This window comes from Sphingomonas beigongshangi, assembly GCF_016820445.1.
GTDB lineage: Bacteria > Pseudomonadota > Alphaproteobacteria > Sphingomonadales > Sphingomonadaceae > Sphingomonas > Sphingomonas beigongshangi.
The window spans coordinates 312,830-338,370 of record NZ_JADHDT010000004.1 but is presented as its reverse complement, the minus strand read 5'-3'; the positions used below and the strand labels follow the sequence as shown (position 1 = coordinate 338,370).

Annotated in this window: 20 protein-coding genes and 1 pseudogene; 15 read left to right on the top strand and 6 right to left on the bottom strand. The window is 67.4% G+C overall.

What is annotated here, in order from left to right; all coding sequences use genetic code 11:
* Positions 1–50: 50 nt before the first annotated feature.
* Both IQ292_RS09350 and IQ292_RS09345 read left to right on the top strand, forming a co-directional pair.
* Positions 51–1,685 carry a CTP synthase gene (locus IQ292_RS09350; RefSeq protein WP_203310039.1) on the top strand — a complete coding sequence of 545 codons (1,635 nt, stop codon included), beginning with the start codon at positions 51–53 and terminating at the stop codon, positions 1,683–1,685.
* Between the two features lie 78 nt (positions 1,686–1,763).
* Positions 1,764–2,050 (top strand): annotated as a pseudogene (locus tag IQ292_RS09345) (transposase); the annotation flags it as partial.
* Between the two features lie 264 nt (positions 2,051–2,314).
* Here the strand turns inward: IQ292_RS09345 and IQ292_RS09340 are convergent.
* Positions 2,315–2,782, bottom strand: a complete 468-nt coding sequence (locus IQ292_RS09340) for an Hsp20 family protein (RefSeq protein ID WP_203310037.1) — start codon at positions 2,780–2,782, stop codon at positions 2,315–2,317.
* A gap of 255 nt (positions 2,783–3,037) precedes the next feature.
* On the opposite strand from IQ292_RS09340, the gene IQ292_RS09335 reads away from it, so the two are divergent.
* The 5 genes from IQ292_RS09335 to IQ292_RS09315 all read left to right on the top strand — a co-directional run bounded on the left by IQ292_RS09335 (position 3,038) and on the right by IQ292_RS09315 (position 8,994).
* A complete protein-coding gene (locus tag IQ292_RS09335; RefSeq protein ID WP_203310036.1) occupies positions 3,038–5,509 on the top strand; it encodes a TonB-dependent receptor in 2,472 nt (823 codons plus the stop codon).
* 432 nt (positions 5,510–5,941) lie between these two features.
* Positions 5,942–7,186 carry a lipoprotein-releasing ABC transporter permease subunit gene (locus IQ292_RS09330; protein WP_203310035.1) on the top strand — a complete coding sequence of 415 codons (1,245 nt, stop codon included), beginning with the start codon at positions 5,942–5,944 and terminating at the stop codon, positions 7,184–7,186.
* Between the two features lie 64 nt (positions 7,187–7,250).
* Complete coding sequence (locus IQ292_RS09325) at positions 7,251–7,928, top strand: ABC transporter ATP-binding protein (protein ID WP_203310034.1); 678 nt, start codon at positions 7,251–7,253, stop codon at positions 7,926–7,928.
* Positions 7,925–8,518 carry a GNAT family N-acetyltransferase gene (locus tag IQ292_RS09320; RefSeq protein WP_203310033.1) on the top strand — a complete coding sequence of 198 codons (594 nt, stop codon included), beginning with the start codon at positions 7,925–7,927 and terminating at the stop codon, positions 8,516–8,518. The genes IQ292_RS09325 and IQ292_RS09320 overlap by 4 nt, the downstream gene beginning before the upstream one ends.
* Positions 8,515–8,994 carry a glutathione peroxidase gene (locus tag IQ292_RS09315; RefSeq protein WP_203310032.1) on the top strand — a complete coding sequence of 160 codons (480 nt, stop codon included), beginning with the start codon at positions 8,515–8,517 and terminating at the stop codon, positions 8,992–8,994. Before IQ292_RS09320 ends, IQ292_RS09315 begins: the two co-directional genes overlap by 4 nt.
* On the opposite strand, the gene IQ292_RS09310 is transcribed toward IQ292_RS09315, so the two are convergent.
* Positions 8,991–9,569, bottom strand: coding sequence for an HdeD family acid-resistance protein (locus IQ292_RS09310; RefSeq protein ID WP_203310031.1), 579 nt, complete (start codon positions 9,567–9,569; stop codon positions 8,991–8,993). The genes IQ292_RS09315 and IQ292_RS09310 overlap by 4 nt on opposite strands.
* Positions 9,570–9,667: 98 nt before the next feature.
* On the opposite strand from IQ292_RS09310, the gene dnaE reads away from it, so the two are divergent.
* Entirely contained in the window at positions 9,668–13,219 is a 3,552-nt protein-coding gene (gene dnaE, locus IQ292_RS09305) for a DNA polymerase III subunit alpha (protein ID WP_203310030.1), read from the top strand.
* 6 nt (positions 13,220–13,225) lie between these two features.
* Positions 13,226–13,753, top strand: coding sequence for a molybdenum cofactor biosynthesis protein B (gene moaB / locus IQ292_RS09300; RefSeq protein ID WP_203310029.1), 528 nt, complete (start codon positions 13,226–13,228; stop codon positions 13,751–13,753).
* Between the two features lie 66 nt (positions 13,754–13,819).
* Here the strand turns inward: moaB and IQ292_RS09295 are convergent, their stop codons facing one another.
* Positions 13,820–14,155 (bottom strand): VOC family protein, encoded by a 336-nt coding sequence (locus IQ292_RS09295; RefSeq protein ID WP_203310028.1) that lies wholly within the window; start codon positions 14,153–14,155, stop codon positions 13,820–13,822.
* A gap of 52 nt (positions 14,156–14,207) precedes the next feature.
* Between IQ292_RS09295 and IQ292_RS09290 the strand changes: the two genes are divergently transcribed.
* The 3 genes from IQ292_RS09290 to IQ292_RS17800 are packed head-to-tail and all read left to right on the top strand — an operon-like array spanning position 14,208 to position 16,939.
* The gene (locus IQ292_RS09290) at positions 14,208–15,284 is read left to right on the top strand and encodes a PA0069 family radical SAM protein (protein WP_203310027.1); all 1,077 of its coding nucleotides are present in this window, start codon (positions 14,208–14,210) and stop codon (positions 15,282–15,284) included.
* A 42-nt stretch (positions 15,285–15,326) separates the two neighbouring features.
* Positions 15,327–16,766: a glycosyltransferase family 39 protein gene (locus tag IQ292_RS09285; protein ID WP_238940941.1), complete on the top strand. Its 1,440-nt coding sequence runs from the start codon at positions 15,327–15,329 to the stop codon at positions 16,764–16,766.
* A gap of 38 nt (positions 16,767–16,804) precedes the next feature.
* Positions 16,805–16,939, top strand: coding sequence for a hypothetical protein (locus IQ292_RS17800; RefSeq protein WP_275298323.1), 135 nt, complete (start codon positions 16,805–16,807; stop codon positions 16,937–16,939).
* Positions 16,940–16,947: 8 nt separating this feature from the next.
* On the opposite strand, the gene IQ292_RS09280 is transcribed toward IQ292_RS17800, so the two are convergent.
* From IQ292_RS09280 to IQ292_RS09270, 3 genes are all read right to left on the bottom strand, one after another.
* Positions 16,948–18,537 (bottom strand): long-chain fatty acid--CoA ligase, encoded by a 1,590-nt coding sequence (locus IQ292_RS09280; protein WP_203310026.1) that lies wholly within the window; start codon positions 18,535–18,537, stop codon positions 16,948–16,950.
* Positions 18,538–18,641: 104 nt separating this feature from the next.
* Positions 18,642–20,468, bottom strand: a complete 1,827-nt coding sequence (locus IQ292_RS09275) for a lytic transglycosylase domain-containing protein (RefSeq protein ID WP_203310025.1) — start codon at positions 20,466–20,468, stop codon at positions 18,642–18,644.
* Positions 20,465–21,220 (bottom strand): uracil-DNA glycosylase, encoded by a 756-nt coding sequence (locus tag IQ292_RS09270; RefSeq protein WP_203310024.1) that lies wholly within the window; start codon positions 21,218–21,220, stop codon positions 20,465–20,467. The genes IQ292_RS09275 and IQ292_RS09270 overlap by 4 nt, the downstream gene beginning before the upstream one ends.
* 136 nt (positions 21,221–21,356) lie before the next feature.
* Here IQ292_RS09270 and IQ292_RS09265 point away from each other — a divergent pair, with 136 nt between their 5' ends.
* From IQ292_RS09265 to IQ292_RS09255, 3 genes are read left to right on the top strand one after another with little or no spacing between them, the layout of a single operon-like run.
* Entirely contained in the window at positions 21,357–23,012 is a 1,656-nt protein-coding gene (locus IQ292_RS09265) for an electron transfer flavoprotein-ubiquinone oxidoreductase (protein ID WP_203310023.1), read from the top strand.
* A gap of 7 nt (positions 23,013–23,019) precedes the next feature.
* Entirely contained in the window at positions 23,020–24,609 is a 1,590-nt protein-coding gene (locus tag IQ292_RS09260; RefSeq protein WP_238940940.1) for a tetratricopeptide repeat protein, read from the top strand.
* The gene (locus IQ292_RS09255) at positions 24,606–25,430 is read left to right on the top strand and encodes a 4-(cytidine 5'-diphospho)-2-C-methyl-D-erythritol kinase (protein ID WP_203310022.1); all 825 of its coding nucleotides are present in this window, start codon (positions 24,606–24,608) and stop codon (positions 25,428–25,430) included. Before IQ292_RS09260 ends, IQ292_RS09255 begins: the two co-directional genes overlap by 4 nt.
* Positions 25,431–25,541: the final 111 nt, after the last annotated feature.

Here is a 25,541-nt window from a genome sequence, read left to right as displayed (position 1 = left end):
GGCGCGCGCTCTTGTCGTTTGCCCCCCATCCAAGCTAGGCGTTTCTTCCCATGGCGCGGTATATTTTCATCACCGGCGGCGTGGTTTCGTCGCTCGGCAAAGGCCTTATGGCGGCCTCTCTCGCAGCTCTGCTCCAGGCGCGCGGCTATCGCGTCCGGATCCGGAAGTTCGATCCCTATCTCAACGTCGATCCGGGCACGATGAGCCCGTATCAGCATGGCGAGGTCTATGTGACCGACGACGGGGCGGAGACCGACCTCGACCTTGGCCACTATGAGCGATTCACCGGCGTCGCCTCTCGCCAGTCGGACAACGTCACCTCGGGCCGCATCTACAAGACGATCATCGAGCGCGAGCGGCGTGGCGATTATCTCGGCGCGACGGTGCAGGTGATCCCCCACGTCACCGACGCGATCAAGGCCTTCGCCAAGGCGGAAACCGACGATCTGGACTTCGTGCTGTGCGAAATCGGCGGCACGGTCGGTGACATCGAATCGCTGCCGTTCATCGAGGCGATTCGCCAGCTGAAGAACGAGGTCGGACGCGGCAACGCGATCAGCATCCACGTCACGCTGGTGCCCTATATCTCCGCTGCGGGCGAGCTGAAGACCAAGCCGACGCAGCATTCGGTGCGCGAGCTCGCCGCGCTCGGCGTCGCGCCCGATGTACTCGTCTGCCGCTGCGAGAAGCCGCTGCCGCCGTCGGAGCGGGCCAAGATCGCGCTGTTCTGCAACGTACCCGAAAGCGCGGTCATTCCCGCGCTCGACGCGAAGAGCATCTATGCGGTGCCGCTGCAATATCACGGCGAAGGCCTCGATTCGGAAGTGCTGCGCGCGTTCGGCATCACGCCCTCGTCGGCGCCGGACCTGTCGCGCTGGACCGATATCGTCGACCGGCTGACCAATCCGGAGGGCGAGGTGACGGTCGGCGTGGTCGGCAAATATGTCGGGCTGCAGGATGCCTATAAGTCCTTGAACGAGGCGCTGGTCCACGGCGGCATCGCCAATCGGGTCAAGGTCAATGTCCGCTGGATCGATGCGGAACTGTTCGAGAATGACGCGGACGAGATCGTCGCGCAGCTCGAGCCATGCGATGCGATCCTCGTGCCGGGCGCGTTCGGCGAGCGCGGCGCGGAAGGCAAGATCAAGTCGGTGAGGTTCGCCCGCGAGCGCGAAATCCCCTATTTCGGCATCTGCTTCGGCATGCAGATGGCCTGTATCGAGGGGGCCCGTGATCTCGCGGGTATCGCGCAGGCATCTTCCACCGAATTCGGCCCGACCGAGGAACCCGTCGTCGGTCTAATCACCGAATGGATGGGGCGTGACGGTCTCGAGAAGCGCGAGGCGTCGGGCGACCTGGGCGGCACGATGCGGCTGGGTGCGTACGAGGCCGCGCTTGCGGGCAATTCGGTCGTCGCATCGATCTATGGCGGCACGACGATCCATGAGCGCCACCGCCATCGGTACGAAGTGAACACGCACTACAAGGACGCGCTGGAGAAGGGCGGGCTGGTGTTCAGCGGCATGTCGCCCGACGGCACGCTGCCGGAAATCGTCGAACGGCCCGATCATCCCTGGTTCGTCGCGGTGCAGTTCCATCCAGAGCTGAAGAGCAAGCCGTTCGATCCCCACCCGCTGTTCGCGAGCTTCATCGCGGCTGCGGTAAAGCAGAGCCGCCTGGTCTAGGGCTCAAACCCAATCAGCGGGTTGAATGGGGGGCGTTTTTCCTGATCCACTGTAGGCGTGGGTCACGGAAGTGCGGGCATCGCGCTGTTTTGGTTGTCGGATGAAGCGTGGGCGGCGATCGTGACGCACCTGCCCAAGGATCAGCCTGGAGCGCGACGGGTGGACGATCGGCGGGTGATCTCCGGCATCCTGCATGTGCTCAAGATCGGCTGTCGCTGGTGCGATTGCCGGCCGAGTACGGGCCCGCGACGAGGGTCTACAATCGGTTCATTCGGTGGCCGCCACGAGGTTTCTGGCTCAAGCTGCTGGATGCGCTGGTGGACGCAGGCGCGGTGACGAGGAGCACCGCCATCGGCAGCCACCGCCTTGGCGTTCTGGCTCTGAACGAGCTTGAATCCTAGTAACTAATCTACGTGCGTGGAAGCGGCGTCGGCCCTCACCGCCAACCGGCCGCCCACTCGGCGTATCCTGGGTCGTCGGCCGGGCGGGGGTGAGGGCCGCTACCGCGCCGATCCAGCGTTGCTGGATCGCACGACAGCTCTTCGACCACAGAATAAAGGCGCCCGGGCCCGTCGGCCCGGACGCCCCACGGCGTCTGGAAAAGGGAGCAACAGACGCCGAACCGGTGATCAGGCCGCCTTGGCCTCGCCCGTCTGGTTCTCGACGGCGGCGAGCGGCGCGCCCGTCTTGATCGCAATGCTCTTCGGCTTCATCGCCTCCGGCACCTCGCGGACCAGGTCGATGACGAGCAGGCCGTCGTTCAGACGCGCATCCTCGACGAAGACGAAGTCGGCGAGTTCGAAGCGGCGCTCGAAGCTGCGATTCGCGATACCGACGTGCAGGAAGTTGGCGTTGCCGCCCTTGTCTTCCTTCTTGCCGGTGACGAGCAGCAAATTCTGCTGCGCGGTGATGTCGATCTCGTCACGGCTGAAGCCGGCTACCGCTAGCGTGATGCGATAACGGTCGTCGGCGAGACGCTCGAGATTGAACGGCGGATAATTCTCGGCCGCGTTGCTGCGGGCATTGGCCTCGAGCAAGTCGAACAGTCGGTCAAAACCGATCGTCGAGCGGCGATAGGGGGTCAGATCGAGTCGCATGGTCAAATCCTCCAGATGAAGCGAGATGAACGAGCCGGCATCCACCGATGTGCGATGCCGTCGCACGACCCCGAGGGCATCGTGCGAACCGACATTTGGGGTGTGTTCCGGCCATTTCAAGACCTGCTAAGCTGTTGAAAAGGGGTGCAGTTGTTGGCGGCATGAAGCTCCGCTTCGTCGCGCCCAAGGTTCAGCCGTGTTGATCCTCCATCGGAATGATGGACTTTTGCCCAAACGGTTCAGGGGACGACACGGATGACGCTCACGCTCGCGCTGCTGCTAGCCGGCCAGACCGCCGCGCCCACCACGCCGCCCACCACCTCGCCGCCGCCCGCGCAGGCTGGCGATGCCAGCCAGGCGCCCGACGCGCCCCAGACGCAGGTCGGCGACATCGTCGTCACCGCGCGGCGACGGGCCGAATCGGTGCAACGGGTGCCGATCGCCATGTCGGTGATCGGCGGCGCGGACATCGACAAGACCGGCGCCTTCAACGTCAACCGCCTGCAGCAGCAGCAGCCTGCGCTGCAATTCTATTCGAGCAATCCGCGCAATTCCGCGATCAACATCCGCGGGCTCGGTGCGCCCTTTGGCCTCACCAACGACGGGATCGAACAGGGCGTCGGCTTCTACGTCGACGGGGTCTATATCGGGCGGATCGGCGCCTCGACCTTCGACTTCGTCGACGTCGAGCGCGTCGAAGTGCTGCGCGGGCCGCAGGGCACGCTCTATGGCAAGAACACGACGGCCGGCGCGCTCAACATCACCACCCGACCGCCAAGCTTCACGCCGGAGGCGCGCGTCGAGCTGAGCGCGGGCAATTATCAGTTCGTGCAGGCGAAGGCCTCGGTCTCGGGTCCGCTGTCCGATAGCGTCGCGATCCGCCTGTCCGCCTCGTCGACACAACGCGAGGGCACGATCCGCGACGTCACCTCGGGTCGCGACCTCCATCGGCAGGACAATAACGGCCTGCGCGGGCAATTGCTCTGGAATGCCACCGACGCGCTGCACTTCACGCTTTCGGGCGATTACAACGTCCAGAACCCTTTGTGCTGCGTTCAATATTATGCCCGGGTCGGCGCGACGCAGCGGTCTCTTGCGCGGCAATATGCCGCGCTGGCCGCCGCGCTCGGCTATCGCCCGCCGAGCACCAACCCCTTCGACCGCGTCACCGACCTCGACGCCGGCATCAATTCGCGACAGGAGATCGGCGGCGTTTCCCTGGTCGGTGACTGGGACCTCGGCCCGGCGACGCTGACCTCCGTCAGCGCCTGGCGCTATTGGGACTGGCAGCCGCAGAACGATCGCGACTTCACCGGCCTGCCGATCACCACCGTGTCGCAGAACCCGTCGCAGCAGAAGCAGGTGTCGCAGGAGCTGCGGCTGGCCTCGAACGGCACCAATCGTCTGGACTATACGGTGGGGGCCTTCGTCTTCCATCAGGTCATCAACACGCAGGGTTCGCAGGTCCAGGGACCGGCGGCGAGCCGTTTCCTGCTGTCCGGCGCGGATGCCGCCAATCCCAACGTGCTCAACGGCCTGACGTCGACCAACGCGATCCGGTTCGACAACACGAGCTTCGCCGTCTTCGGCAAGCTCAATTGGGCGCTGACCGACGCGCTGCACATCCAGCCGGGCATCCGCATCAACTACGACCGCAAGTCGGGTTTCTACGAATCGATCGTCAGCATCCGCAACGCGCAATATGCCTTCACCGCCACCGCCGATAACGTCGCGCAGCTCCTCGCCGCGCAACCGACCGCCGCGGCGCGCACGACCTTCCAGAACCAGATCAACACGCTGGCACCACAACGCTACAGCCCGCGGTTCAGCGCCTGGAACACGTCGGGCGATGTCACCGTGTCCTATGACGTCAGCGCCGATATCCACGCCTATGCGACCTATGCGCGCAGCTTCAAGTCGGGCGGGATCAACCTGTCGGGCCTGCCGCTCAACGCGACCAGCACCGGCGTCGACCTGACGACACAGACGGTGAAGCCGGAGAAGGTCAACAATTACGAGATCGGGCTGAAGACGCAGTTCCTCGACCGGCGTCTGACACTCAACCTCGCCGGCTATTGGACCGACGTGTTCGATTACCAGGCCACGGTGAACAACAATGCGATCAACGTGATCCGCGGGTATCTGGCCAATGCCGGGCAGGTCCGGTCGCGCGGGTTCGAATTCGATTCGCGCTTCCAGCCGAGCCGCCGCCTCAACCTCTATGTCAGCGGCGCCTACACGGACGCGCGTTACGTCCGCTTCACCAACGCCCCATGTCCGCCGGAGCTGTCGGGCGGCACCGCGACCGCGCCGGGTGGCGTCACCGACCCGGCCGGCACGCCGGGCGGTCGCAGCCCCGCTTTCTGCGACATTTCGGGCCAGCGGTTGCCCGGCATATCCAAATGGTCCTTCTCCTACGGCGGCGAATACAGCCTCCCCGTCGGCGGCAAGGGCGGCGAAGCCTATGTCGGCTACGACGGCAATTACCGTTCGCGCTTCTCGTCGAACCCCTCGCCCTCGGCCTATACCTGGGTGGAGGGCTACGCCCTGTCCAATGTGCGGGCGGGGTATCGCGAGGGCGGGATCAACGTGTTCGGCTGGGTCCGCAACCTGTTCGACCGCGATTATTTCGAGTTGCTCTCGACGCAATCCGGCAGCACCGGGCTCATCGTCGGCCAGCCCGGCGATCCGCGCACCTATGGCGTGACGGTATCGACCCGATTCTGATGCCCGGCCGGCCGGACGGCCTTGACCGTCGCCGGCCGGCGTTATGATCCGGTTCAGGATTGATCTGCGATAGATGACAGTGCCGGACAGGGGGTGCGAATTGGAAGCTCCCATCCTCTGCCCGGCTGATCGGGTGACCGTGCGCGGGTCGCAGAAACGGCAAACGCCCGGACCGTTTCCGATCCGGGCGCCTGCGTGACGAAAACTCGTCAGCCCCCTTTAAGTCTTGTCGAGCGTCGCGCGTATCGCTGCGCCGTCTCGCCAAGTTCCCCGAACCACGGCCTTTGCCTGTGTCTCAGATGAGTTTGTGCTAGGCACCCCGACGGCAGTTGTCACCGGCAATGTCGCGGCCTGCCGACGATTGCCGCGACCCTGTGTCGAATCCGCAACATCTCGTTGCATGGGGCCGATACGCACCCTAGAGCCCGTGCCATGATCCTCTCTCGATACGAACGGATGATCGCCCGCCGCTATCTGCTGCCGGGCAAGGGGGAGGCCTTCATCTTCCTCGTCGCGTCGATCAGTCTCGTCGCGGTCATGCTCGGCGTCGCCGCGCTGGTGATCGTGATGAGCGTGATGAACGGCTTTCGCGCCGAGCTGTTCGACAAGATCGTCGGGCTGAACGGTCATGCGGTGATCCAGAGCGTCAGCGGGCGCATGCCCGACTGGCAGGATATCGTGAAGCAGGCCCGCGCGACGCCGGGCGTGACGAGCGCTGTGCCCCTGATCGAGCAGCCGCTCGCGGCGACCTACAACGGACGCGCGGAGGCGGCGCTGGTCCGCGGCATGCGCATCGCCGACATGCGCGGCGCGGTCGGGTCGAAGATCGTCATGGGCTCGATGGCCAACATCACGCCCGGCGGCGGCCAGATCGCCATCGGCTCGCGCCTAGCGGAGGCCCTGGGGGCGAGTGTCGGCAGCGAGATCCAGCTGTTCAGCCCGCAGGGACAGACCACGCCCTTCGGTACCGTACCGCGCATCGTCAGCTATCGGATCGGCGCGATCTTCGAAATCGGCCTATACGACTATGACAAGGCCTATGTGATGATGCCGATGGAGGACGCGCAGCAACTGCTGCTGCTCGGCCAGTCGGTCGGCATGATCGAGGTGCAGACCGCGAACGCGGACAAGGTGGGCGAGATACTGGCGCCGCTGGGCGACAAATTGCCGCCCGGCACGGTCATCCAGGACTGGCGATCGATGAACGCGCAGCTGTTCCAGGCGCTGGCGGTGGAGCGCGTGGCGATGTTCACCGTGCTGTCGATCATCATCCTGGTCGCGGTGTTCAATATCCTCTCCAGCCTGATCATGCTGGTCCGCGCCAAGACGCGCGACATCGCGATCCTGCGGACGATGGGGGCGACGCGCAGCGGCATGATGCGCATCTTCATGGTCGTCGGCACGACCATCGGCGCGCTCGGCACCGTCGCGGGGTTGATCCTGGGCGCGATCTTCCTTTTCTATCGGCAGGGCGTGGTGAACTTCGTCCAGTTCGTGACGGGCCAGAACCTCTGGGACCCGTCGATCCGCTATCTCACCGAACTGCCTTCGAAGACCGATCCCGTCGAGGTGATCGTCATCACCGCCATGGCTCTCGTCTTCAGCTTCCTCGCCACGCTCTATCCCGCGTGGAAGGCGGCGAGCACCGATCCGGTTCAGGTCCTGCGCTATGAATGATGTCGAAGGCCAAGCCGCAACCCGGCTTCACCAACCGGGCGGCGCCGGAACGCAGCATGCGTCCATGACCGGGGGCGCCGTTCTCCAGACGCGCGGCCTGGCGCGCAGCTTCACGCAAGGCGGCCATACGATCGACGTCCTGCGCGGCGTCGACCTGATGGTGGGGCCGGGCGAGATCGTGGCGCTTCTCGGCCCCTCGGGATCGGGAAAGTCGACCCTGCTGCAGGCGGTCGGACTGCTCGAGGGCGGCTTCCAGGGGTCCATCCGTATCGGCGACGAGGAGGCGGCGAGCCTCGACGCGCACGGTCGCACGGTGATGCGGCGCGACCGCCTGGGCTTCGTCTACCAGTTCCACCACCTGCTGCCCGATTTCAACGCGATCGAGAACGTCCTGCTGCCGCAACTCATCCACGGCGCCGAGCGGGCGCCCGCGGAAGCGCGGGCGGCGGCGCTGCTGTCCGCGCTCGGGTTGGGTCACCGCCTGACCCACCGGCCTAGCCAGCTCTCCGGCGGCGAGCAGCAGCGCGTCGCCGTGGCGCGAGCGCTCGCCAATCGCCCCATGCTGATCCTCGCGGACGAGCCGACCGGCAATCTGGACGAGCATACGGCCGACATCGTCCTCGCCGAATTCCTCCGGCTTGTTCGTGGCGAAGGGTCGGCGGCGCTGATCGCGACGCACAACGAGCGGTTGGCGCAGCGCATGGACAGGATCGTCCGGTTGCACGAGGGCGTCCTGTCGTGAACGCCTGGGGCGAGACGCCGACGCTGGTCGGGCGTCACGTCACGCTGCGACCGCTGGCGGAGGGCGACCTGCCGGCGCTTGTCGACGTCGCGCGGGCCGGCGACCTGTGGGACATCTTCTACGCCAATGTCTCGCTCATGCGGACGCCGGAACGCTGGTGGGCGGCGGCCTCGCGCGAGCGTGATTTCGGTCGCGCCCTTTTGTTCGCCGCCGAAACGCCCGACGGCGCCGTGGTCGGCACGACGCGCTACATGCGGCTTGCCCCGACGCATCGGCGCCTCGAGATTGGCGGCACCTTCTATGCCAAGGCCGTGCAGCGTACGGGCGTGAACACCGAGGCCAAGCTGCTGCAGCTCGCGCATGCCTTCGAGGCGATGGACGTGCAATGCGTGCAGATCCGTACCGATGCGCTGAACCGGCGGAGCCAGGCGGCGATCGAGCGCCTCGGCGCGAAGAAGGACGGCGTGCTGCGCGGGCATCAGCAGATGGCCGACGGCCGCCTGCGCGATACCGTCGTCTACTCGATCCTCGATCGCGAATGGCCGGGGGTGAAGGCCAATCTGCGCTACCTTCTGGATCGGCACGCATGACTCGCATCACGGACCTCGCCGTCCGCGCCGCCGATGGCGCGACGGTGCCGCTCGATCGCTGGGCGGGGCAGGTCCTGCTCATCGTGAACACGGCCTCGCAATGCGGTTTCACACCGCAATATGCGGGGCTGGAGGCGCTTCACCGCCGCTATGCGGATAAAGGCTTTTCGATACTGGCCTTTCCCTGCAACCAGTTCGGCGCGCAGGAGCCCGGCGACGCGGCGGAGATCGCCCGTTTCTGTACGCTCACGTACGACGTCACCTTTCCGGTCTTCGCCAAGGTCGACGTCAACGGTCCGGACGCCGATCCGGTCTTCACGCTGCTGAAAGGCGCCGCGCCGGGACTGTTGGGATCGAAGGCGATCAAGTGGAACTTCACCAAGTTCCTGGTCGACCGGTCCGGACAAGTCGTCCGCCGCTATGCGCCGACGACCAGGCCGGACGCGATCGCAGCGGACATAGAGGCGCTGCTCTAGGCCGTCGGCATCGCGAAGGCGGGTGCGCCCCTGCGATGATGGACGGCAGAGACGATCGACGTCACGCCGCCGAAGAGGAAGCTGATGCCCAGGATGAAGCCGGGGAGCGTCAGCGCCGACCAGGGCAAGGTGGCGAGGACATAGATCGCCAATAGGATATTGATGACCCCCAGCGCGACCATCAGCCCGCGTCCGCGCCGGAAACGAACGCCCAGGCCGATCTCCAGCGCACCCCGTATGCCGAGCCAGACGGCGACCATGAGGGTCAGCGAGAAGGCACCCGTCGCCGGCTCGAACGCCATCAGCAGCCCGACGACGAGCGACAGGACGCCGAAGCCGATCGCATAGCCGCGCCCTTCATGCCCCTTGCCGAAAACGCCGGCGCCGACGGACACGATACCCGCGGCGATGAAGAAGGCGCCGATGACCAGCGTGGCGGCGAGCGTCGCCGCGAAAGGCCAGGCAAAGGCGGCAAGGCCCAGCAGGACCGAAACCACGCCATAGGCGAGGATCCATCCCCAGCCGGCGCCGGCAGGCGCGCCGGACAGGGGGTCGGCGAAGCGGCGATCGGTCATCTCTGGTCCTTTTGCATTCTTTCGCGGTAACGGGGTTATCCACCGCCGGTTCCACCGGGCGCCTGTTCGAATCGCATCGGAGCCGCTACATCGCTGCGATGCATTCCGGGTTCGTGCCGCTTCGTATCTTCTCGTCCTATACGATGCTGGACGGTGCGATCGAACCCAAGGCGATCGCCAAGCAGGCGAAGGCGTTGAAGTTCCCCGCTGCTGGACTCACCGATCGCAACGGCCTCTACGCTGCCATGGCCTTTTCGGAGGCCGCCAAGAAGGACGGGGTGCAGCCGGTGATCGGCACGATGCTGTGCGTCGCCAGGCCGGACATGCCGGAGGGTGTCGCGGCACCGCTCGATTGGCTCGCGCTCTATGCCCAGGATGCACGCGGCTACGACAATCTGTGTGCGCTCGTCAGTCTGGCCCATCTCGATCGTCCGCTCGAGCTACCGGCGCATGTCGACTTCGGGATGCTCGCGGGGCGGACCGACGGCCTCGTCGCGTTGACGGCGGGCGGGGAGGGCACGCTCGCGCGCTTGTTCGCGGAGGATCAGGCGGGGCGGGCGGAGGCGTATTGCGACCGGCTGCAGGCGCTGTTCGGCGACAGGCTGTTCATCGAGATCGCCCGACGCGGCGATCCGGTGGAGGAAGCATCCGAACAGGCGCTGATCGATCTCGCTTATGCCCGCGACCTGCCGCTCGTCGCGACGAACCCGTGCTGTTTCGCAGAAAGCGCGTTCCGCGATGCGCACGACGCGATGCTGTGCATCGCCAATTCCACCTATGTCGAAAGCGACGATCGCCCCAAGTCCTCGCCCGACGCATGGTTGAAGCCCGCCGATGCGATGCGTGCCCTGTTCGCCGACCTTCCGGAAGCGATCGACAACACCTTGCTCGTCGCGCAGCGCTGCGCCGTTATGGCACCCAAGCGCAAGCCGATCCTGCCAAGCCTTGCCGGCGACCGCGAGGGCGAGGCGATGATGCTGCGGCGCGATGCCCATGCGGGATTGGAGGCGCGGCTCCGGCGCATCGTCGAGCTCGAACGTGGCATCGCGACGGCAGAAGTGCCGGCCGACGCGTCGCAGCAGCCGCATCCGGACATTTGCGCGGACTATCTGCGCTCGCGCTTCCCGGAGTATTTCGAACGCCTCGACTTCGAGATCGACGTCATCGTTCAGATGGGTTTCCCCGGCTACTTCCTGATCGTCGCGGATTTCATCAAATGGGCGAAGGATCATGACATTCCCGTCGGTCCGGGCCGCGGCTCCGGTGCGGGCAGCGCCGTCGCCTGGGCGCTTACGATCACCGATCTCGATCCGATCAAGCTCGGCCTGCTGTTCGAGCGCTTCCTCAACCCGGAACGCGTGTCGATGCCCGACTTCGACATCGATTTCTGCGAAACCCGGCGCGGCGAAGTGATCCGCTACGTGCAGGAGAAATACGGTCGCGATCAGGTCGCGCAGATCATCACCTTCGGTAAGCTGAAGGCGCGCGCCGTGCTCAAGGACACCGGCCGCGTGCTGCAGATGAGCTATGGCCAGGTGGACCGGCTCGCCAAGCTCGTGCCCAATCATCCGACGGATCCCTGGGACCTGAAGCGCGCGCTCAACGGCGTGCCGGAGTTGGCGAAGGAATATGCCAACGACAATCAGGTCCGCCGCCTGCTGGACCTGGCGACCAAGCTCGAAGGCCTGCCGCGCCACTCGTCGACCCATGCCGCGGGCGTGGTGATCGGTGACCGCCCGCTCGCGCAGCTCGTGCCGCTCTATCGCGACCCGCGGTCGGACATGCCGGTGACGCAATTCGACATGAAATATGTCGAGGGCGCCGGCCTGGTGAAGTTCGACTTTCTGGGGCTCAAGACCCTCTCGGTCCTGAAGAAGGCGGTCCAGCTTCTCGCCAAGCGGGGGATCCTGGTCGATCTCGACGCGCTCTCCTGGGATGACGAGGGCGTCTATCGTCTGCTGCAGAAGGGCGACACGGTCGGCGTCTTCCAGCTGGAATCGGAAGGCATGCGGCGCACGCTGTCGGCGGTGCGTCCGACCAATTTCGGCGACATCGTCGCGCTCGTCTCGCTCTACCGGCCCGGCCCGATGGACAATATTCCGAGCTTCGGCCGCCGCAAGCAGGGAACGGAAGACCTCACCTACCCGCATCCTTTGCTCGAGCCGATCCTGAAGGAGACCTACGGGATTTTCGTCTACCAGGAACAGGTGATGCAGGCCGCGCAGGTCCTCGCCGGCTATTCGCTCGGCGGCGCCGATCTGCTGCGCCGCGCGATGGGCAAGAAGATCAAGGCCGAGATGGACGCGCAACGCGCGACCTTTGTCGAGGGCTGCGCCAAGCACAATGGCATCAAGGCGGATTACGCCAACCAGCTGTTCGACTTGATCGACAAGTTCGCGGGCTATGGCTTCAACAAGAGCCACGCCGCGGCCTATGCCTTGCTCGCGTACCAGACCGCCTGGCTGAAGGCGCATCATCCGCACGAATTCTTCGCGGCATCCATGTGCTACGACATGGCGTTGACGGACAAGCTGAGCATCTTCGTCGATGACATGCGGCGCCTGGGGGTGGCGATCGTCGGACCCGACATCAACGCGAGCGAGGCCGAGTTCGACGTGCAGGAGACGGCGGATGGCCTCGTGGTCCGCTATGCACTCGGCGCGCTCAAGTCGGTGGGCGAGGGCGCGATGGAAAAGCTCGTCGCGGAGCGGGAGGCGGCCGGGCCGTTCAAGAGCCTGGACGATCTCGCCAACCGCGTCGATCCGCGCCTGATCAACAAGCGGCAGCTCGAGACGCTTGCCGCCGCGGGCGCCTTCGACGCGATCGAGCCGAACCGCGCCGCCGTCCACGCCGTGGCGGAGACGATCCTGGGGCTCGCGGCGCACACCCACGCCGGCCGGACGAGCGGGCAGGGCGGCCTTTTCGGCGCCGACGACGTCGCCGGCGACACGATCAAGCTCAACCGTTCGCTCCGCTGGAACATGGCGGCGACCATGGAGCAGGAAAAGGAGGCATTCGGCTTCTACTTCTCCGCCCATCCGGTCGACCGTCACGCGCACCTCGCGCGGATGCACGGGGCGCGGCAATATGTGTCCCTCACCGAGCTGCGCATTCCCGAGGATGGGACACGCGCCGGCGCGACGATGGCCGTGCTCGTCGAGGATGCGCGCTGGCGCACCTCCGCACGGGGCAAGCGCTACATGATGGCGACGCTGTCGGACGCGAGCGGCCAGTTCGTCGCCACCTGTTTCGACGATGCGGTCGCCGCGGACCTGGAAGAGGCGGCGCGCGAAGGCGGCTGCGGTCTCATCACGGTGGAACTCGACCGCCGGCCCGGCGAAGAGACGCCGCGCGTCTCGGTCAAGCGCATACAGCCGTTCGAAAGCCTCGCGACCCATGCCCGCTTCACGATCGAGGCGAAGGTGGCCGATCTGGCGGCGATGACCGCGCTCGCCGATCTCCTGTCGACGCAGCGCGGCGCGCGCGGCGAGGTGCGCGTGCGCATGCCGATCGACGGCGGCGAGGCGAAGCTGTTGCTGGGCCGTGATTTCCTGCTGGATCTCGAACTCGTCGCCGCCATCGAGGCGATTCCCGGCGTCACCGAGGTCGCGCTCGACCGGGCCGCCTCGCAACTCCAGCTGGTGGGCTGACCGTTCATGCCGATCGACACGAGCCTGCCGTTCCGTCCCGTCCGCATCGCCGTCCTCACCGTATCCGACACGCGCGGACTGGCCGAGGATCGCTCGGGCGACGCGCTCGTCGCCCGCATTGCGGAGGCGGGACACGAACTGGCGGATCGCAGGATCCTGCGCGACGATGTCGATGCCATCGTCGACCAGCTCGACCGGTGGGTGGATGATCCCTCCGTCGATTGCGTCATCACGACGGGCGGGACCGGCGTGACCGGTCGCGACGTGACTCCGGAGGCGATCGAGCGGATCGCCGACAAGATGATCCCCGGCTTCGGTGAACTGTTCCGGTGGCTGAGCTATGCGAAGATCGGCACGTCGACCGTGCAGTCGCGCGCCTGCGCCTGCGTTGCCCGGGGCACCTACGTCTTCGCGCTACCCGGATCGACCGGCGCGGTGAAGGACGGATGGGACGGTATCCTGAAGGATCAGCTAGACAGCCGTCATCGGCCCTGCAACTTCGTGGAGCTCATGCCGCGCCTGACGGAACGCTGAGCACGTAACGCCGTCGGTTGCCGTGCGTTGACGGCCACCGAAGGGTCAGCTCGCGGGTCGCCAAGCCTAGGCGGGCTGGACCGCCGCCAGTTCGTGTCCATCCGGGTCGACGAAGTGGAACCGCCGGCCGCCGGGAAAGGCGAAGATCTGCCTCGTGACCCGCCCGCCAGCGCTCTCGACGGCCATTTGCGCCCGTTCCAGGTCGTCGACCTCGATCACGGGCAGCGCGGATCGCGTGCGTTCCGCCGGGTCGGCCTGGAAGCCGATATCCGTATCGCCGCTCATCGTGGCCGCATAGCTCGGCCCGAAATCGGTGAAGGTCCAGCCGAATGCGGCCGCGTAAAAGCCCTTGGCCCGCGCAGTATCCGCGACCGGCAGCTCCAAATAGTTCATCCGCGCCATGGTGCACCCCATCGTTCTTGCTATGTTCCCTTTGGCCGTCTAGCATCTGCTCATGGTGGCACGCAAGCCGAGGGCCGCGCGCGGCGCGACGTCGAACCACGAAAGCACGCGGTTCAATCTCCCGCAGCAGGAGATCGACGGGGACTGGCTGGACGCGCGCGACGCGATCGACGGCGCGCCCCTGCCGCGTGCGACGACGGTGACGGTCGAGCATCCGCGCACCATCATCAGTCGCAACGCGTCGCCCGACATAGGCTTCGACCGATCGATCAATCCGTACCGCGGTTGCGAGCATGGATGCATCTATTGCTTCGCACGGCCGACGCATGCCTTTCACGATCTGTCGCCCGGACTGGATTTCGAGAGCCGGCTGTTCGCGAAGCCCGACGCGCCCGCGCTGCTGACGAGCGAGCTGCGTCGACGGGACTATGCGGTGCGCCCGATCGCGCTGGGCACCAACACGGATCCCTATCAACCCATTGAACGCGACTGGCGCATCACGCGGGGTATCCTGGAGGTTCTCCGGAAGGCGCATCATCCGGTGACGATCACCACCAAGTCCGACCGCGTGACGCGCGACATCGATATCTTGGCGCCGATGGCGGCGGAGGGCCTGGCGGCGGTGGCGGTTTCGCTCACGTCGCTCGATCCCACCACCGCGCGCACGGTCGAGCCGCGCGCACCGCATCCGATGAAGCGACTGGCCGCCGTCCGTGCGCTCGCCGATGCGGGCATACCCGCCTATGTCTCCATCGCGCCCGTCATTCCCGCGATCACCGATCACGAACTGGAGCATCTGGTCGAGCATGCCGCCGCGGCCGGAGCGCGGGCGTGTTTCTTCATTCCGGTACGCCTGCCGCACGAGGTCGCGCCGCTGTTCCGCGCATGGCTCGAGGAGCATTACCCTGACCGCGCGGCGAAGGTCATGGCGACGATCCGGTCGTTGCGGGACGGTCGCGACAATGATCCGGGTTTCTTCACGCGCATGCGTGGCAGCGGTCCATGGGCGGAGCTGATGCGGACCCGCTTTGCCATCGCCTGCCGCCGCCACGGCCTCGCCAATCGCGGCGTGCCGCTGCGGACCGACCTCTTCAAGGCGCCGGCCGGACCGCAGGGGGAATTGTTCTGATCCGTTGGCGTAGCATTTACCATGCGCTGTCATGAAGGCGCGATGATCATGGGGCTAGGCACGGTGGCGACGGACGATCGGGGCGGATTGGCTCGCCTGTGGCTGATCCTCACCATCGCGGCGCTCGTGCTGCGGCTGCCGGACCTGGGCAATCCAGTGATCGATCTCGACGAACAGATGTACCTGCTCGTCGGCAGCAGGATGTGGCACGGCGCCTTGCCGTACGTGGACATCTGGGATCGCAAGCCGATCGGCCTGTTCCTGGTCTATGCCGGCACGCAGGGGTTCGGCGGGGATTCGGTGGTCGCCTATCAATGGGCGGCCCTGGTCGCGGCGATCGCGGCCGCAGGGATCGTTGCGCTCATCGCCCGTTCGCTGGCTGGAGCGCGCGCGGCGGTGGTCGCGGGTCTCGTGTATCTCGTCTGGATCGCCTTGTTGGGCGGGCGCGGCGGGCAAGCGCCGGTCTTCTACAACCCCCTTGTCGCGCTCGCCGCATTGCTCGTCTGGCGGACGTTGCGCGACGGTTCGGCAGCGCCCGCGCGCTGGACGATGCTGCTGATCGGCCTCGCCATCGAGGTCAAGCCGACCGCGGTCGTCGAGGGCGTCGCATTCGCGGGATTGGCGCTGATGGCGAGCTGGCGACGCGATCCGCGCCCGGGCGCTATCCTCCGGGAGGGGTCGCTCCTCGCCGCCCTTGCCCTGGCCCCGACCTTCGTGGCTGCCGCTTTCTATGTCGTGACCGGGCACGGCGACGCCTGGTGGTTCGCCAACGTCCGGTCGATCTTCCTGCGTCACGTCACCGCCAACGAGCCCGTCGCGACCAGGCTGGAAGGCGCGTTGCTGGTGCTCGTGATACCCTTGGCGGTCGGCCTGCTCGGTCTGGGAGCACTAGGCGGGCGTGCGCGGCTGCTGATGGCGACGTGGCTGTCGGCGGCGATCGCCGCATGGCTCGCCATTCCCCCCTATTACAATCATTATGCGTTGCCGCTGCTCGTGCCGGTGGCGGTCGCCGCGGGCGTCGGGGCCGCGCGGCGCGGGCCTTTCCTCGCATTGCTCGGCCTGGCGGGGGCGGCGCTGCTGGTCGTATCCGGCTTTCCGCACGCGGGCGAGACGGCGGCGGCGCGGCGGGACGTCGCTCGTGGGGCGGCGCTTATTCATCGCTATGCGGCCGGTCGCGGCTGCCCCTTCGTCTTTCAGGCGCCGCCCGTCTTCTACACGGCTGCCGATGCCTGCCTGCCGACGCGCTATCCCTTTGCTTCGCACCTCACCTTCGCGGGCGAGCGGGGCGCGATCGGGGTCGACCCCACGGACGAGGTCGTGCGGATCCTGCGCGCGCGTCCGCCGGTGATCGTCACCGCGCCGCCGCAGGGCGACGTCAATCCCGCCACCTTCGCGATCGTGATGCGCGCGATCGCCACCGACTACCGGCCTGTCGGCACGTCGCTCGGCTATACGATCTACGCACGCCGGGAGGGATCGTAAGCAGCGGCCGTCGGTTGATTCCGGGCAAGGAGACAGAGATGACCGATCCCCGACCCGACCAGCAGCAACCCGACCCCGTCGAAGAGACGGAGCGCGACGACGCCGCCGAGCAGCAGCCGGAATCGGGCGCGGGTTACGGCAATCACGCGCCCGACGAGCCTTCGGACGCGTAACTTCCCGCTCAGGCGGCGAAGCGATAGTCGCGAAACGTCTCGCGCAACGCCGTCTTGAGCAGCTTTCCGGTGGCGGTGTGGGGAAGCGAGTCGACGAAGACGACCGCGTCCGGCAGCCACCATTTGGCGACGAGCGGGCGCAGATGCGTCAGCACGTCCTCCTCGGACACCGTCGCCCCCGGCTTGCGGACGACGACGAGCAACGGCCGCTCATCCCATTTGGGATGCTGCACGCCGATGGCGGCGGCCTCCGCCACGCCGGGGCAGCCGATCGCGGCATTCTCCAGCTCGACCGAGCTGATCCATTCGCCGCCCGATTTTATGACGTCCTTCGACCGATCGGTGATCTGCATCGATCCGTCGGGGTGCAGTACCGCGACGTCGCCCGTGTCGAACCAGCCCTCGGCGTCGACCGCGTCGGTGTCCGCACCGAAGTAGCGCTGGATCACCCACGGGCCGCGGATGTGGAGCCGCCCCGCGCTCTTGCCGTCGCGTGGCAGGCGATCGCCGGCATCGTCCAAGATGCTGAGCTCCACGCCGTAGGGAATGGCGCCCTGCCGGGTCAGCAGGTCCAGCTTTTCCTCGCGCGTCCAATCGTCCCAGTCCGGCGGCGGTGCGGCGGCGGTCGCGACGGGCGACGTCTCCGTCATGCCCCACAGGTGCTTGACCTCCGCGCCCATGTCCATCAGCCGTGCGATCATCGCGCGCGGCGCGGCCGAGCCGCCGATCGTCGCCAGCTTCAGATGCTCCGGCCGCTGTCCTGTCGCATCGATGTGCGCGAACATCGCCAGCCACACGGTCGGTACGCCGGCGGAGATGGTGACCTTCTCTCGGTTCATCAGGTCGCACAGCACGGCGGCGTCGTTGACAGCCGAATAGACGAGTTTCGCACCGGCGAGCGGCGCGGCGAACGACGTGCCCCAGGCGGCGGCATGGAACAGCGGCACCACCGGCAGCAGGACCGCCGCCGAGTTGAGCGTCAGCACCGCCGGGGAGGCGACGAGCAAGGCGTGCAGCACGCTCGAGCGATGCGTGAACAGAACGCCCTTCGGATTGCCCGTCGTGCCGCTGGTGTAGCAGAGCATGCAGGGATCGCGCTCGGGACCGGTGATCCAGTCGAAGTCGCCATCCTCCGCGTCGATCAGCGCGGCGAAGCTGCCGGAGCCTTCGCCGTCCATCACGACATAATGTTCGATCGTCGTCCACCGGTCGCGGAGGCGATCGACGATCGGCTGGAACGCGCGATCGTAGAGCAGCACGCGATCCTCCGCATGATTGGCGATATAGTCGAGCTGGTCGTCGAACAGGCGCGGATTGATCGTGTGGATCACGCCGCCCATGCCGATCGCGCCATACCAGGCGGTCAGGTGATGGGCGTGGTTCATCGCCAGTGTCGCGACCCTGTCCCCGGGTCGCAGGCCAAGGCGCGTGAATGCCTGTGCCAGCCGCCGCGCGTCATGGGCGATACCCGCCCAGGTCGTGCGCGTCTCGCGTCCGTCGGCCCAATGCGTAACGATCTCGCGCGCGCTATGCTCGCGCGCCGCATGATCGAGGATCGAAGGAACCCGAAGTTCGAAATCCTGCATGCCGCCAAGCATCGTCGCGCCTCTCCCATCCGCCGAACGTCGGATCGCGTCGGCGGGGGCAACATACCCGATCGCGGAACCGCGACAAGCGCGGCGCGCGTGACGAAAGGTTGCGGTCAGTCGTGCGCGACAGTGGTCGTCGAGCGTGGCGAGACGCTGCCGTTGACCGCGATCGCCGTGGCGGGTGCGCGCGTGTTGAGGCGGACCGACGACGCGCCGGGCAGACCGGGGAAGCGAGGCCAGAGGCCCTGCGCCAGCGCAGACCGGCTGGTCGATGCCTTGCGACCGGCCTGCGCCTCGTACATCCAATAGTTGCGTAGCACGGTCGTCACATACCCGCGCGTCTCCCAATAGGGGATGCTTTCGATGTAGAGCAGCGGATCGCCGCCGTCGCGGACGATGGCGTTCCACTCGCCGACCGGCTTCGGACCGGCATTGTAGGCGGCGATCACCTTGGGCAGCAGGCCGCCCGTCACGCTCGCCATGTCGCGCAGCCTTTCGAGATGCCGCTGGCCGATGTCCATATTGGTCGAGGGCTTGGACAAGGCGGCCTTGTCCACCGTCATCCCGCGCTCGCGCATATAGTCGGTCGCCGCGGCGGGCATGATCTGCATCAGGCCATAGGCGCCGGCCGGGCTGGTCACCTTGCTCCGAAAGCCGCTTTCTTCCAGCGTGTGGGCGTAGACGAGCGCCTTGTCGACGCGCCAGCCGCTGGCGGGCGTCCAGTTCGGCGTCGGGTACCGGGCCTCGGCCGTTGCGGTGACGCCCTGCGGGCAGTTGTGGGCGAGCCAAACCGTCGTCGCCGGCAGGCTCAGCGCCTCGGCGACGCGAACGAGGCTGCCGAATTCGGCTGGATCGCCGATCCGCGCCTGCTGGCGGATCACGTCGTCGGCGAGATCCGTCTCGCCGATCTCGACCAGGGCCGCCGCGACGCGCAGATTGGGGCGCCTCTCGAGCCGTTCCCAGTCCGCCGCGACGACGCCGCTGCCGGGCTTCGCCTTGTCGCGGATCAGGAGCGCCTGCCGCGACAGCTGACCATAGAAACTCTCGGAGAATTGCGCCGCGGACTGCAAGCGCGCCTGCACCTTGTCGGGTCGACCGCAGACGATATCGGCCCGCGACGCCCAGTAGAGCGCAGCCGCGCGCAGATCGACGTCCGTTGCGCGTGCCGCGACGCCTTCGAAGCCAGCCTCCGCCGCGGCGCAATCGCCCTGGCGCCAGGCGGCGAGGGCGCCCATCCATCGGCCCTGCACGCTCCAGTCGCCCGCACCGTCGCCGGCCTGCGCGGCCATCACGCGGGTGTTGGCGTCGTCGCCGGTCAGGAAATACATCCAGGCGACCTTGGCCTGCCATTCGGTCTGCGCCTCGGGCGACAAGCCGCTCGTCGTCTCCAGCAGCGCGCGCGCTTCAGGCGCCATGTCCGCCTTGACGAACGGTTGCATCTGCACGGCCAGCGTGGCCGCGATCTCGTCGGACCGCGTCGCCTTCGCCCGTACGCGGCGCGGGGCGCCATCCTGCCAGATCAGCCGCTGCGCCATCGGCAGCGGGGGCAGGTCGGTCGCGCCGCGGGCCTTCGCGAGGCGCGTCAGATCCGCCGCCTCCGGCAGCTCGGGCGCTTCGTTCAGCAGCGCGACGAGGGGCGCCATCTCGACCTTCGGCGAACCCTTGGCGGTGTACAGCTCCGCCCGGGCGATCGCATGCAGCGGGCCCGGCTTCATCGTGTCCAGCCCGATCTGCGCATCCTGCCAGCGTGCCTCGCGGATCGCCTGGAAGACGGCGCGATACCCCTCGCGCTGCGCTGCATCGAGTTGCGCGGGAACCTGTTCGACCGGGTTCGACGCACCATTGATTGCGGCCGGCGTGGCCGGTGCGGAGTCGGGCGCCGCATGCGCGGCAGCCGGAATGAGCGTCGTCGCCAGTATGAGCGCCAGCGTGCGGGTCATGCGGGCCAATCCCCCATCAGCAATTGCAGGTCCTTCCACGCCTCGGCCTTGGCCACCGGCTTCTCGATCAGGAAGCGCGGGTGAAAGGTCGCGACCACCTGTGTCGTGCCGCGTTTATGGTTAAACGGGTGTAAAGACCCGCGCGTGCCCGGCATTTCCGCCGACAGAATCGCACGGCTCGCCGCATTGCCGAGCAACAAGAGCCGCTTGGGCGCGACAAGGCCGATGTGATGGCGCGCGATATCCGCAAGCCGTTCCTCCACCTCGACCGGCATGCGACCCGCGACGGGACGGCGTGCGCAGACCGCGGCGATATGAACCGCGTCACGCGAGAGGCCGATCGCCGCGAGCATCCGGTCGAACAGCCTTCCCGCTGCGCCGGTCAGCAGGGTGCCGGCATCGCCGTCGTCCTTGTCGGGACAATCCGCCAGGACCATGATGGCTGCATCCGCCGGGCCGCTGGCCGCTACGGAAATGCCGCGCCATGATGCCTCCGGCACGTCCTGCCCCGTGCGCCACGCCACGAAGGCATCGAGCGTCTCGGGCATGGCGAGGGCGGGTACGGCCACGGCGAGCGCCTGCGTGGCAATTCCGCCTGGGGACGTTCCGAGCGGGTCGGCCGGTTCCTGCGATGGGGGCGCCAACCAGTCGCGGGGCGCGTCGTCGACAAGCATGTCGACGCCGGCGTCCTGCCACCAGGACAATGCGCTTGCCGCCGCGCCCATCCAGTCGAGATGTTGATCCGCCCCCATCGGTGCGCCTTCTCACCGTGGTTGACGTTTTCGTCAACTTGTCCGATCGCGTTTCGTGGACAAGACGTTGCCGGCCCGCGCCCGATCGCCACGCGCGGTCGTTCCGTTACGGATACCGGCATCCGGGAGTGAGATGATGTCGAACCGCGAATCGATGCCCTATGACGTGGTGATCGTCGGCGCAGGCCCCGCCGGGCTCAGCGCCGCGATCCGCTTCAAGCAGATGGCCGCCGAAAAGGGCGCGGACCTTTCGGTCTGCGTCCTCGAAAAGGGATCGGAGGTCGGCGCGCACATCCTCTCGGGTGCGGTGATCGACCCGCGCACGCTCGACGAGCTGTTGCCCGACTGGCGCGACGACGGCTGCCCGCTTGCCGAGGTGCCCGTGACGGAGAATCTGCACTGGGTCCTGTCGGCGAAGAAGAAGACCGTGCTACCCCATCTGTGGACGCCGCCCTTCCTGCACAACAAGGGCACCTATACCGGCAGCCTGGGCAATCTGTGCCGCTGGCTGGCGGGCAAGGCGGAGGAGCTGGGCGTCGAGATCTTCCCGGGGTTCGCCGCGGCGGAGATCCTGTTCGACGAGCAGGGGCGGGTGAAGGGCGTCGCCACGGGTGACATGGGCGTCGCGCGCGACGGCACGCACAAGCCCGATTATCAGCCCGGGCTGGAGCTGCACGCCAAATACACCTTCTTCGGCGAGGGCTGCCGCGGTCATCTCAGCAAGGAGATCATCCGCACCTTCGCGCTCGATAAGGACAGCGATCCGCAGGTCTATGGCCTGGGCGTCAAGGAATTGTGGGACATCGATCCCGCGCTCCACAAGCCCGGCCGCGTCATTCACACGCAGGGCTGGCCGCTGGGCGACGACGCCAACGGCGGCGGCTGGCTCTATCATCAGGCGAACGGCCAGGTCAGCCTCGGTTTCGTCACCTGGCTCAACTATTCCAACCCCTACATCTCGCCGTTCCAGGAGATGCAGAAGTGGAAGACGCATCCGGAGATCGCCGCGATCCTGAAGGGCGGCAAGCGTGTGTCCTATGGCGCGCGCGCGATCAGCGACGGCGGCCTGCAGTCGCTACCCAAGCTCGTGTTCCCCGGCGGCGCGCTGATCGGCGACAGCGCCGGCTTCCTCAACGTCCCGCGCATCAAGGGCACGCATACCGCGATGAAGAGCGGCATGATGGCGGCCGAGGCGGCGGTCGACGCGATCCTGTCGCAGCGCGAGCATGACGAACTTGCCGCCTATCCGGAGGCGTTCGACCGGTCGTGGGTGAAGAAGGAGCTGTCGATCGTCCGCAACGTCGTGCCGCTGGTCAAGAAGTTCGGCGACTTCCTGGGCTCGGGGCTGGCCGGCGTGACCATGTGGCTCGAGCATTTCGGCATCCGCATGCCCTTCACGATGAAGCATCATCCGGACCACGAAAGCCTGTGGCGCAAGGACATGGTCAAGCCGCCCGTCTATCCCAAGCCGGACGGCGTGCTGACCTTCGATCGCCTGTCGTCGGTGTTTCTCTCGAACACCAACCACGAGGAGGACCAGCCCGTCCACCTCACGCTCAAGGACGCGCACGTTCCGATCGAGCACAACCTGCCTCTGTACGACGAGCCGGCGCAACGCTACTGCCCGGCGGGCGTTTACGAGGTTGTGGGTGTCGAGATCGGCGACCCGAAGTTCGTGATCAACGCGCAGAATTGCGTCCACTGCAAGACGTGCGACATCAAGGACCCGACCCAGAACATCAACTGGGTGGTGCCCGAGGGTGGCGGAGGCCCGAATTATCCCAATATGTAAGCGTTCGTTGATTGCGTCGGCGGCGATCCTTCTGATCGCCCGCCCGGCGCAGGCCGATACCGGCGCCACCTCGCGCGGGATCGCCGACTATATGAAGGCCCGCGCCGCGGACGCGGCGGGGCAGGTGGACGCCGCCAGCGCGAGCTATGCGCGCGCGTTGATGGCATCGCCCGGCGATGCGGCAATCGCCGGGCGTGCGTATCGCGAGGCGCTGGAGGGGGGCGATCTTGCCCTTGCCGAACGCGCCGTCGGCATCCTTCAGGGAACGCCGCAGGCGCCCGGCGATCTCGCGCTGTTCCCCCTGGCGGAGGCTGCGCGTCGTGGCGACGTTGCGGCCGCGGATCGTGCCATTGCGGGGCTGGTCGACACGCCGCTCGGCGTCCTCGCCCCCGCGTTGCGCGGCTGGACCAGCTTCGTCCGCGGTGCCGATCCGGCGCCGGCGCTCGCGTCAGCCGCCGCGCTGAAGGACCCCATCGCACAGCGGCTTGCGATGGAGACCGGCGCGTTGCTCCAGATCGCGGGTGGCGACACGGTGCGGGGCGTCGCGACCGTCCGCGCGATGCAGGCGACCGGTGCCCCCATCGACCTGCGCCTCGCTGCTGCGCAACTCCTCTTCGACAAGGGGCAGCCGGAGCCCGCGCGGAGTTTCCTGACGGGTGACGACCCCGTCATCGCGGCCTTTCGAAAGGGGATCGGGGCACGGCCGACGCTGGCGTTCGGCGTATCGCGGCTGCTCGCGCGTGTCGCCGGGGATCTGGCCGGGCAGGGGCCTTCCGTGCTGGCCGTCGCGCTGTCGCGTACCGCGCTGATCGCCGATCCTGCGAACGATCGTGCGCGCATGCTGCTCGCCAGCGCGCTGGCCGCGGAGGGGATGACCGACGGCGCGCTCGCGCTTCTCGTCGCCGTTCCGGCCACCAGCCCCTTTGCGCCATCCGCCGCCGCCGCACGGATCGACGTTCTCGCGGGGGCGAAACGGGATGCAGAAGCCTTGTCGCTCGCGGCTGACCGCGCGACGGCGAGGGGCTCCACCGCCGGTGACTGGCAGCGCTATGCCGACCGCCTGCTCGCCGCGGGTCGCTACGCGGAGGCGGCTCGCTGGTACCGCCGTATCATCGACCGGGGCGCCGGCGGCGAGTGGGCAAGCTGGCTGCAATATGGCGGGGCGCTGGAACAGGCCGGTGACTGGCCGTCCGCGCGCGAAGCACTCCGCAAGGCCGTCGCGCTGGCGCCGTCCGAACCGCTGGCGCTCAATTATCTTGGCTATGCCATGGCCGACCACGGTGACGACAGAGGAGGCGCCGTCGCCATGCTCGAACGCGCGCACAGGCTGAAGCCGCAGGACAGTTCCATCGCCGACTCGCTTGGCTGGGCCTATCATCTCGTCGGACGCGACAGGGAGGCCCTGCCGCTGATCGTCGGCGCGGCGGAGGCGCAGCCGGGCAATGCGGAGATCGGCGAGCATCTCGGCGATCTGTATTGGGCGCTGGGGCGACGGTTCGAGGCACGCTATGCTTGGCGAGCTGCCGTCCTCGGGGCGAACGCGGACGTGTCGGCCCGTCTGTCACGGAAGATCGCGGAAGGACGCGTCGCCCGATGATCGAGGAGATCGCGCCGGCGAAGATCAACCTCGCGCTGCACGTCCGCCGCCGTCGCGCGGACGGTTACCACGAGCTGGAGACGCTGTTCGCCTTCGCCCGCGACGGGGACACGATCACCGTCGTCGAAGCCGAAACGGATGATGTCGCGATCACGGGCCCTTTCGGTCATGGTCTGTCGGCCTCATCCGACAATCTCGTCACGCGCGCCCGGGACGCGTTCCGCGCGACCTTCGGCGGCGGTGCCGTGGCGATCACGCTCGACAAGCATCTGCCGATCGCGTCCGGTATCGGCGGCGGCTCCGCCGATGCCGCAGCGACGCTGAGGGCGCTCGCCCGTATCGATGGCGTCGCGGTCGACGATCCACGCCTGTTCGCCATCGCCGCCGCGCTCGGTGCGGACGTCCCCGCGTGTCTCGACGGGCGAACCACCCTTGGCACGGGCAAGGGGGAGGCGTTGACCGCAGTCGAGGGCTTGTCGGGTCGGCCGCTGCTGCTGGTCAATCCGGGCGTGGCGGTATCGACCGCCGCGGTGTTCGGCCGCTGGGACGGTATGGACCGCGGACCCCTTTCGATGGGCAGCGACCTGATGGCCACGGCACGGGCGGCACGCAACGACCTGGAACCGCCCGCGATCGCGCTTGCGCCCGTCATCGCCGACGTACGCGCGTTGCTCGACGCGGCGCCGGGGGCGACCCTGTCCCGGATGTCGGGATCGGGCGCGACCTGCTTCGCACTGTTCGAGGACGAGGCGGGGCGCGACGAGGCTGCCGATACGGCGCGCGCGCGAGGCTGGTGGACGCTGGCCACCGTGCTGCGCTGATCCGGTGCGCGTGCGTGACGGCCTGTCCCCATGCCCGGCCTGCGGCGGGCCCGTCCCGATCGGGGACTGCCAGCAGCTTTCGGCATATCATTGTCATTGCTACCGTTTCTG

Coding starts and splice junctions, on each gene's coding strand:
- IQ292_RS09350 (WP_203310039.1), top strand. CDS start 51: ATGGCGCGGTATATTTTCATCACCGGCGGCGTGGTTTCGTCGCTCGGC.
- IQ292_RS09340 (WP_203310037.1), bottom strand. CDS start 2,782: ATGCGACTCGATCTGACCCCCTATCGCCGCTCGACGATCGGTTTTGAC.
- IQ292_RS09335 (WP_203310036.1), top strand. CDS start 3,038: ATGACGCTCACGCTCGCGCTGCTGCTAGCCGGCCAGACCGCCGCGCCC.
- IQ292_RS09330 (WP_203310035.1), top strand. CDS start 5,942: ATGATCCTCTCTCGATACGAACGGATGATCGCCCGCCGCTATCTGCTG.
- IQ292_RS09325 (WP_203310034.1), top strand. CDS start 7,251: ATGACCGGGGGCGCCGTTCTCCAGACGCGCGGCCTGGCGCGCAGCTTC.
- IQ292_RS09315 (WP_203310032.1), top strand. CDS start 8,515: ATGACTCGCATCACGGACCTCGCCGTCCGCGCCGCCGATGGCGCGACG.
- IQ292_RS09310 (WP_203310031.1), bottom strand. CDS start 9,569: ATGACCGATCGCCGCTTCGCCGACCCCCTGTCCGGCGCGCCTGCCGGC.
- dnaE (WP_203310030.1), top strand. CDS start 9,668: ATGCATTCCGGGTTCGTGCCGCTTCGTATCTTCTCGTCCTATACGATG.
- moaB (WP_203310029.1), top strand. CDS start 13,226: ATGCCGATCGACACGAGCCTGCCGTTCCGTCCCGTCCGCATCGCCGTC.
- IQ292_RS09295 (WP_203310028.1), bottom strand. CDS start 14,155: ATGGCGCGGATGAACTATTTGGAGCTGCCGGTCGCGGATACTGCGCGG.
- IQ292_RS09290 (WP_203310027.1), top strand. CDS start 14,208: ATGGTGGCACGCAAGCCGAGGGCCGCGCGCGGCGCGACGTCGAACCAC.
- IQ292_RS09285 (WP_238940941.1), top strand. CDS start 15,327: ATGATCATGGGGCTAGGCACGGTGGCGACGGACGATCGGGGCGGATTG.
- IQ292_RS17800 (WP_275298323.1), top strand. CDS start 16,805: ATGACCGATCCCCGACCCGACCAGCAGCAACCCGACCCCGTCGAAGAG.
- IQ292_RS09280 (WP_203310026.1), bottom strand. CDS start 18,537: ATGCTTGGCGGCATGCAGGATTTCGAACTTCGGGTTCCTTCGATCCTC.
- IQ292_RS09275 (WP_203310025.1), bottom strand. CDS start 20,468: ATGACCCGCACGCTGGCGCTCATACTGGCGACGACGCTCATTCCGGCT.
- IQ292_RS09270 (WP_203310024.1), bottom strand. CDS start 21,220: ATGGGGGCGGATCAACATCTCGACTGGATGGGCGCGGCGGCAAGCGCA.
- IQ292_RS09265 (WP_203310023.1), top strand. CDS start 21,357: ATGTCGAACCGCGAATCGATGCCCTATGACGTGGTGATCGTCGGCGCA.
- IQ292_RS09255 (WP_203310022.1), top strand. CDS start 24,606: ATGATCGAGGAGATCGCGCCGGCGAAGATCAACCTCGCGCTGCACGTC.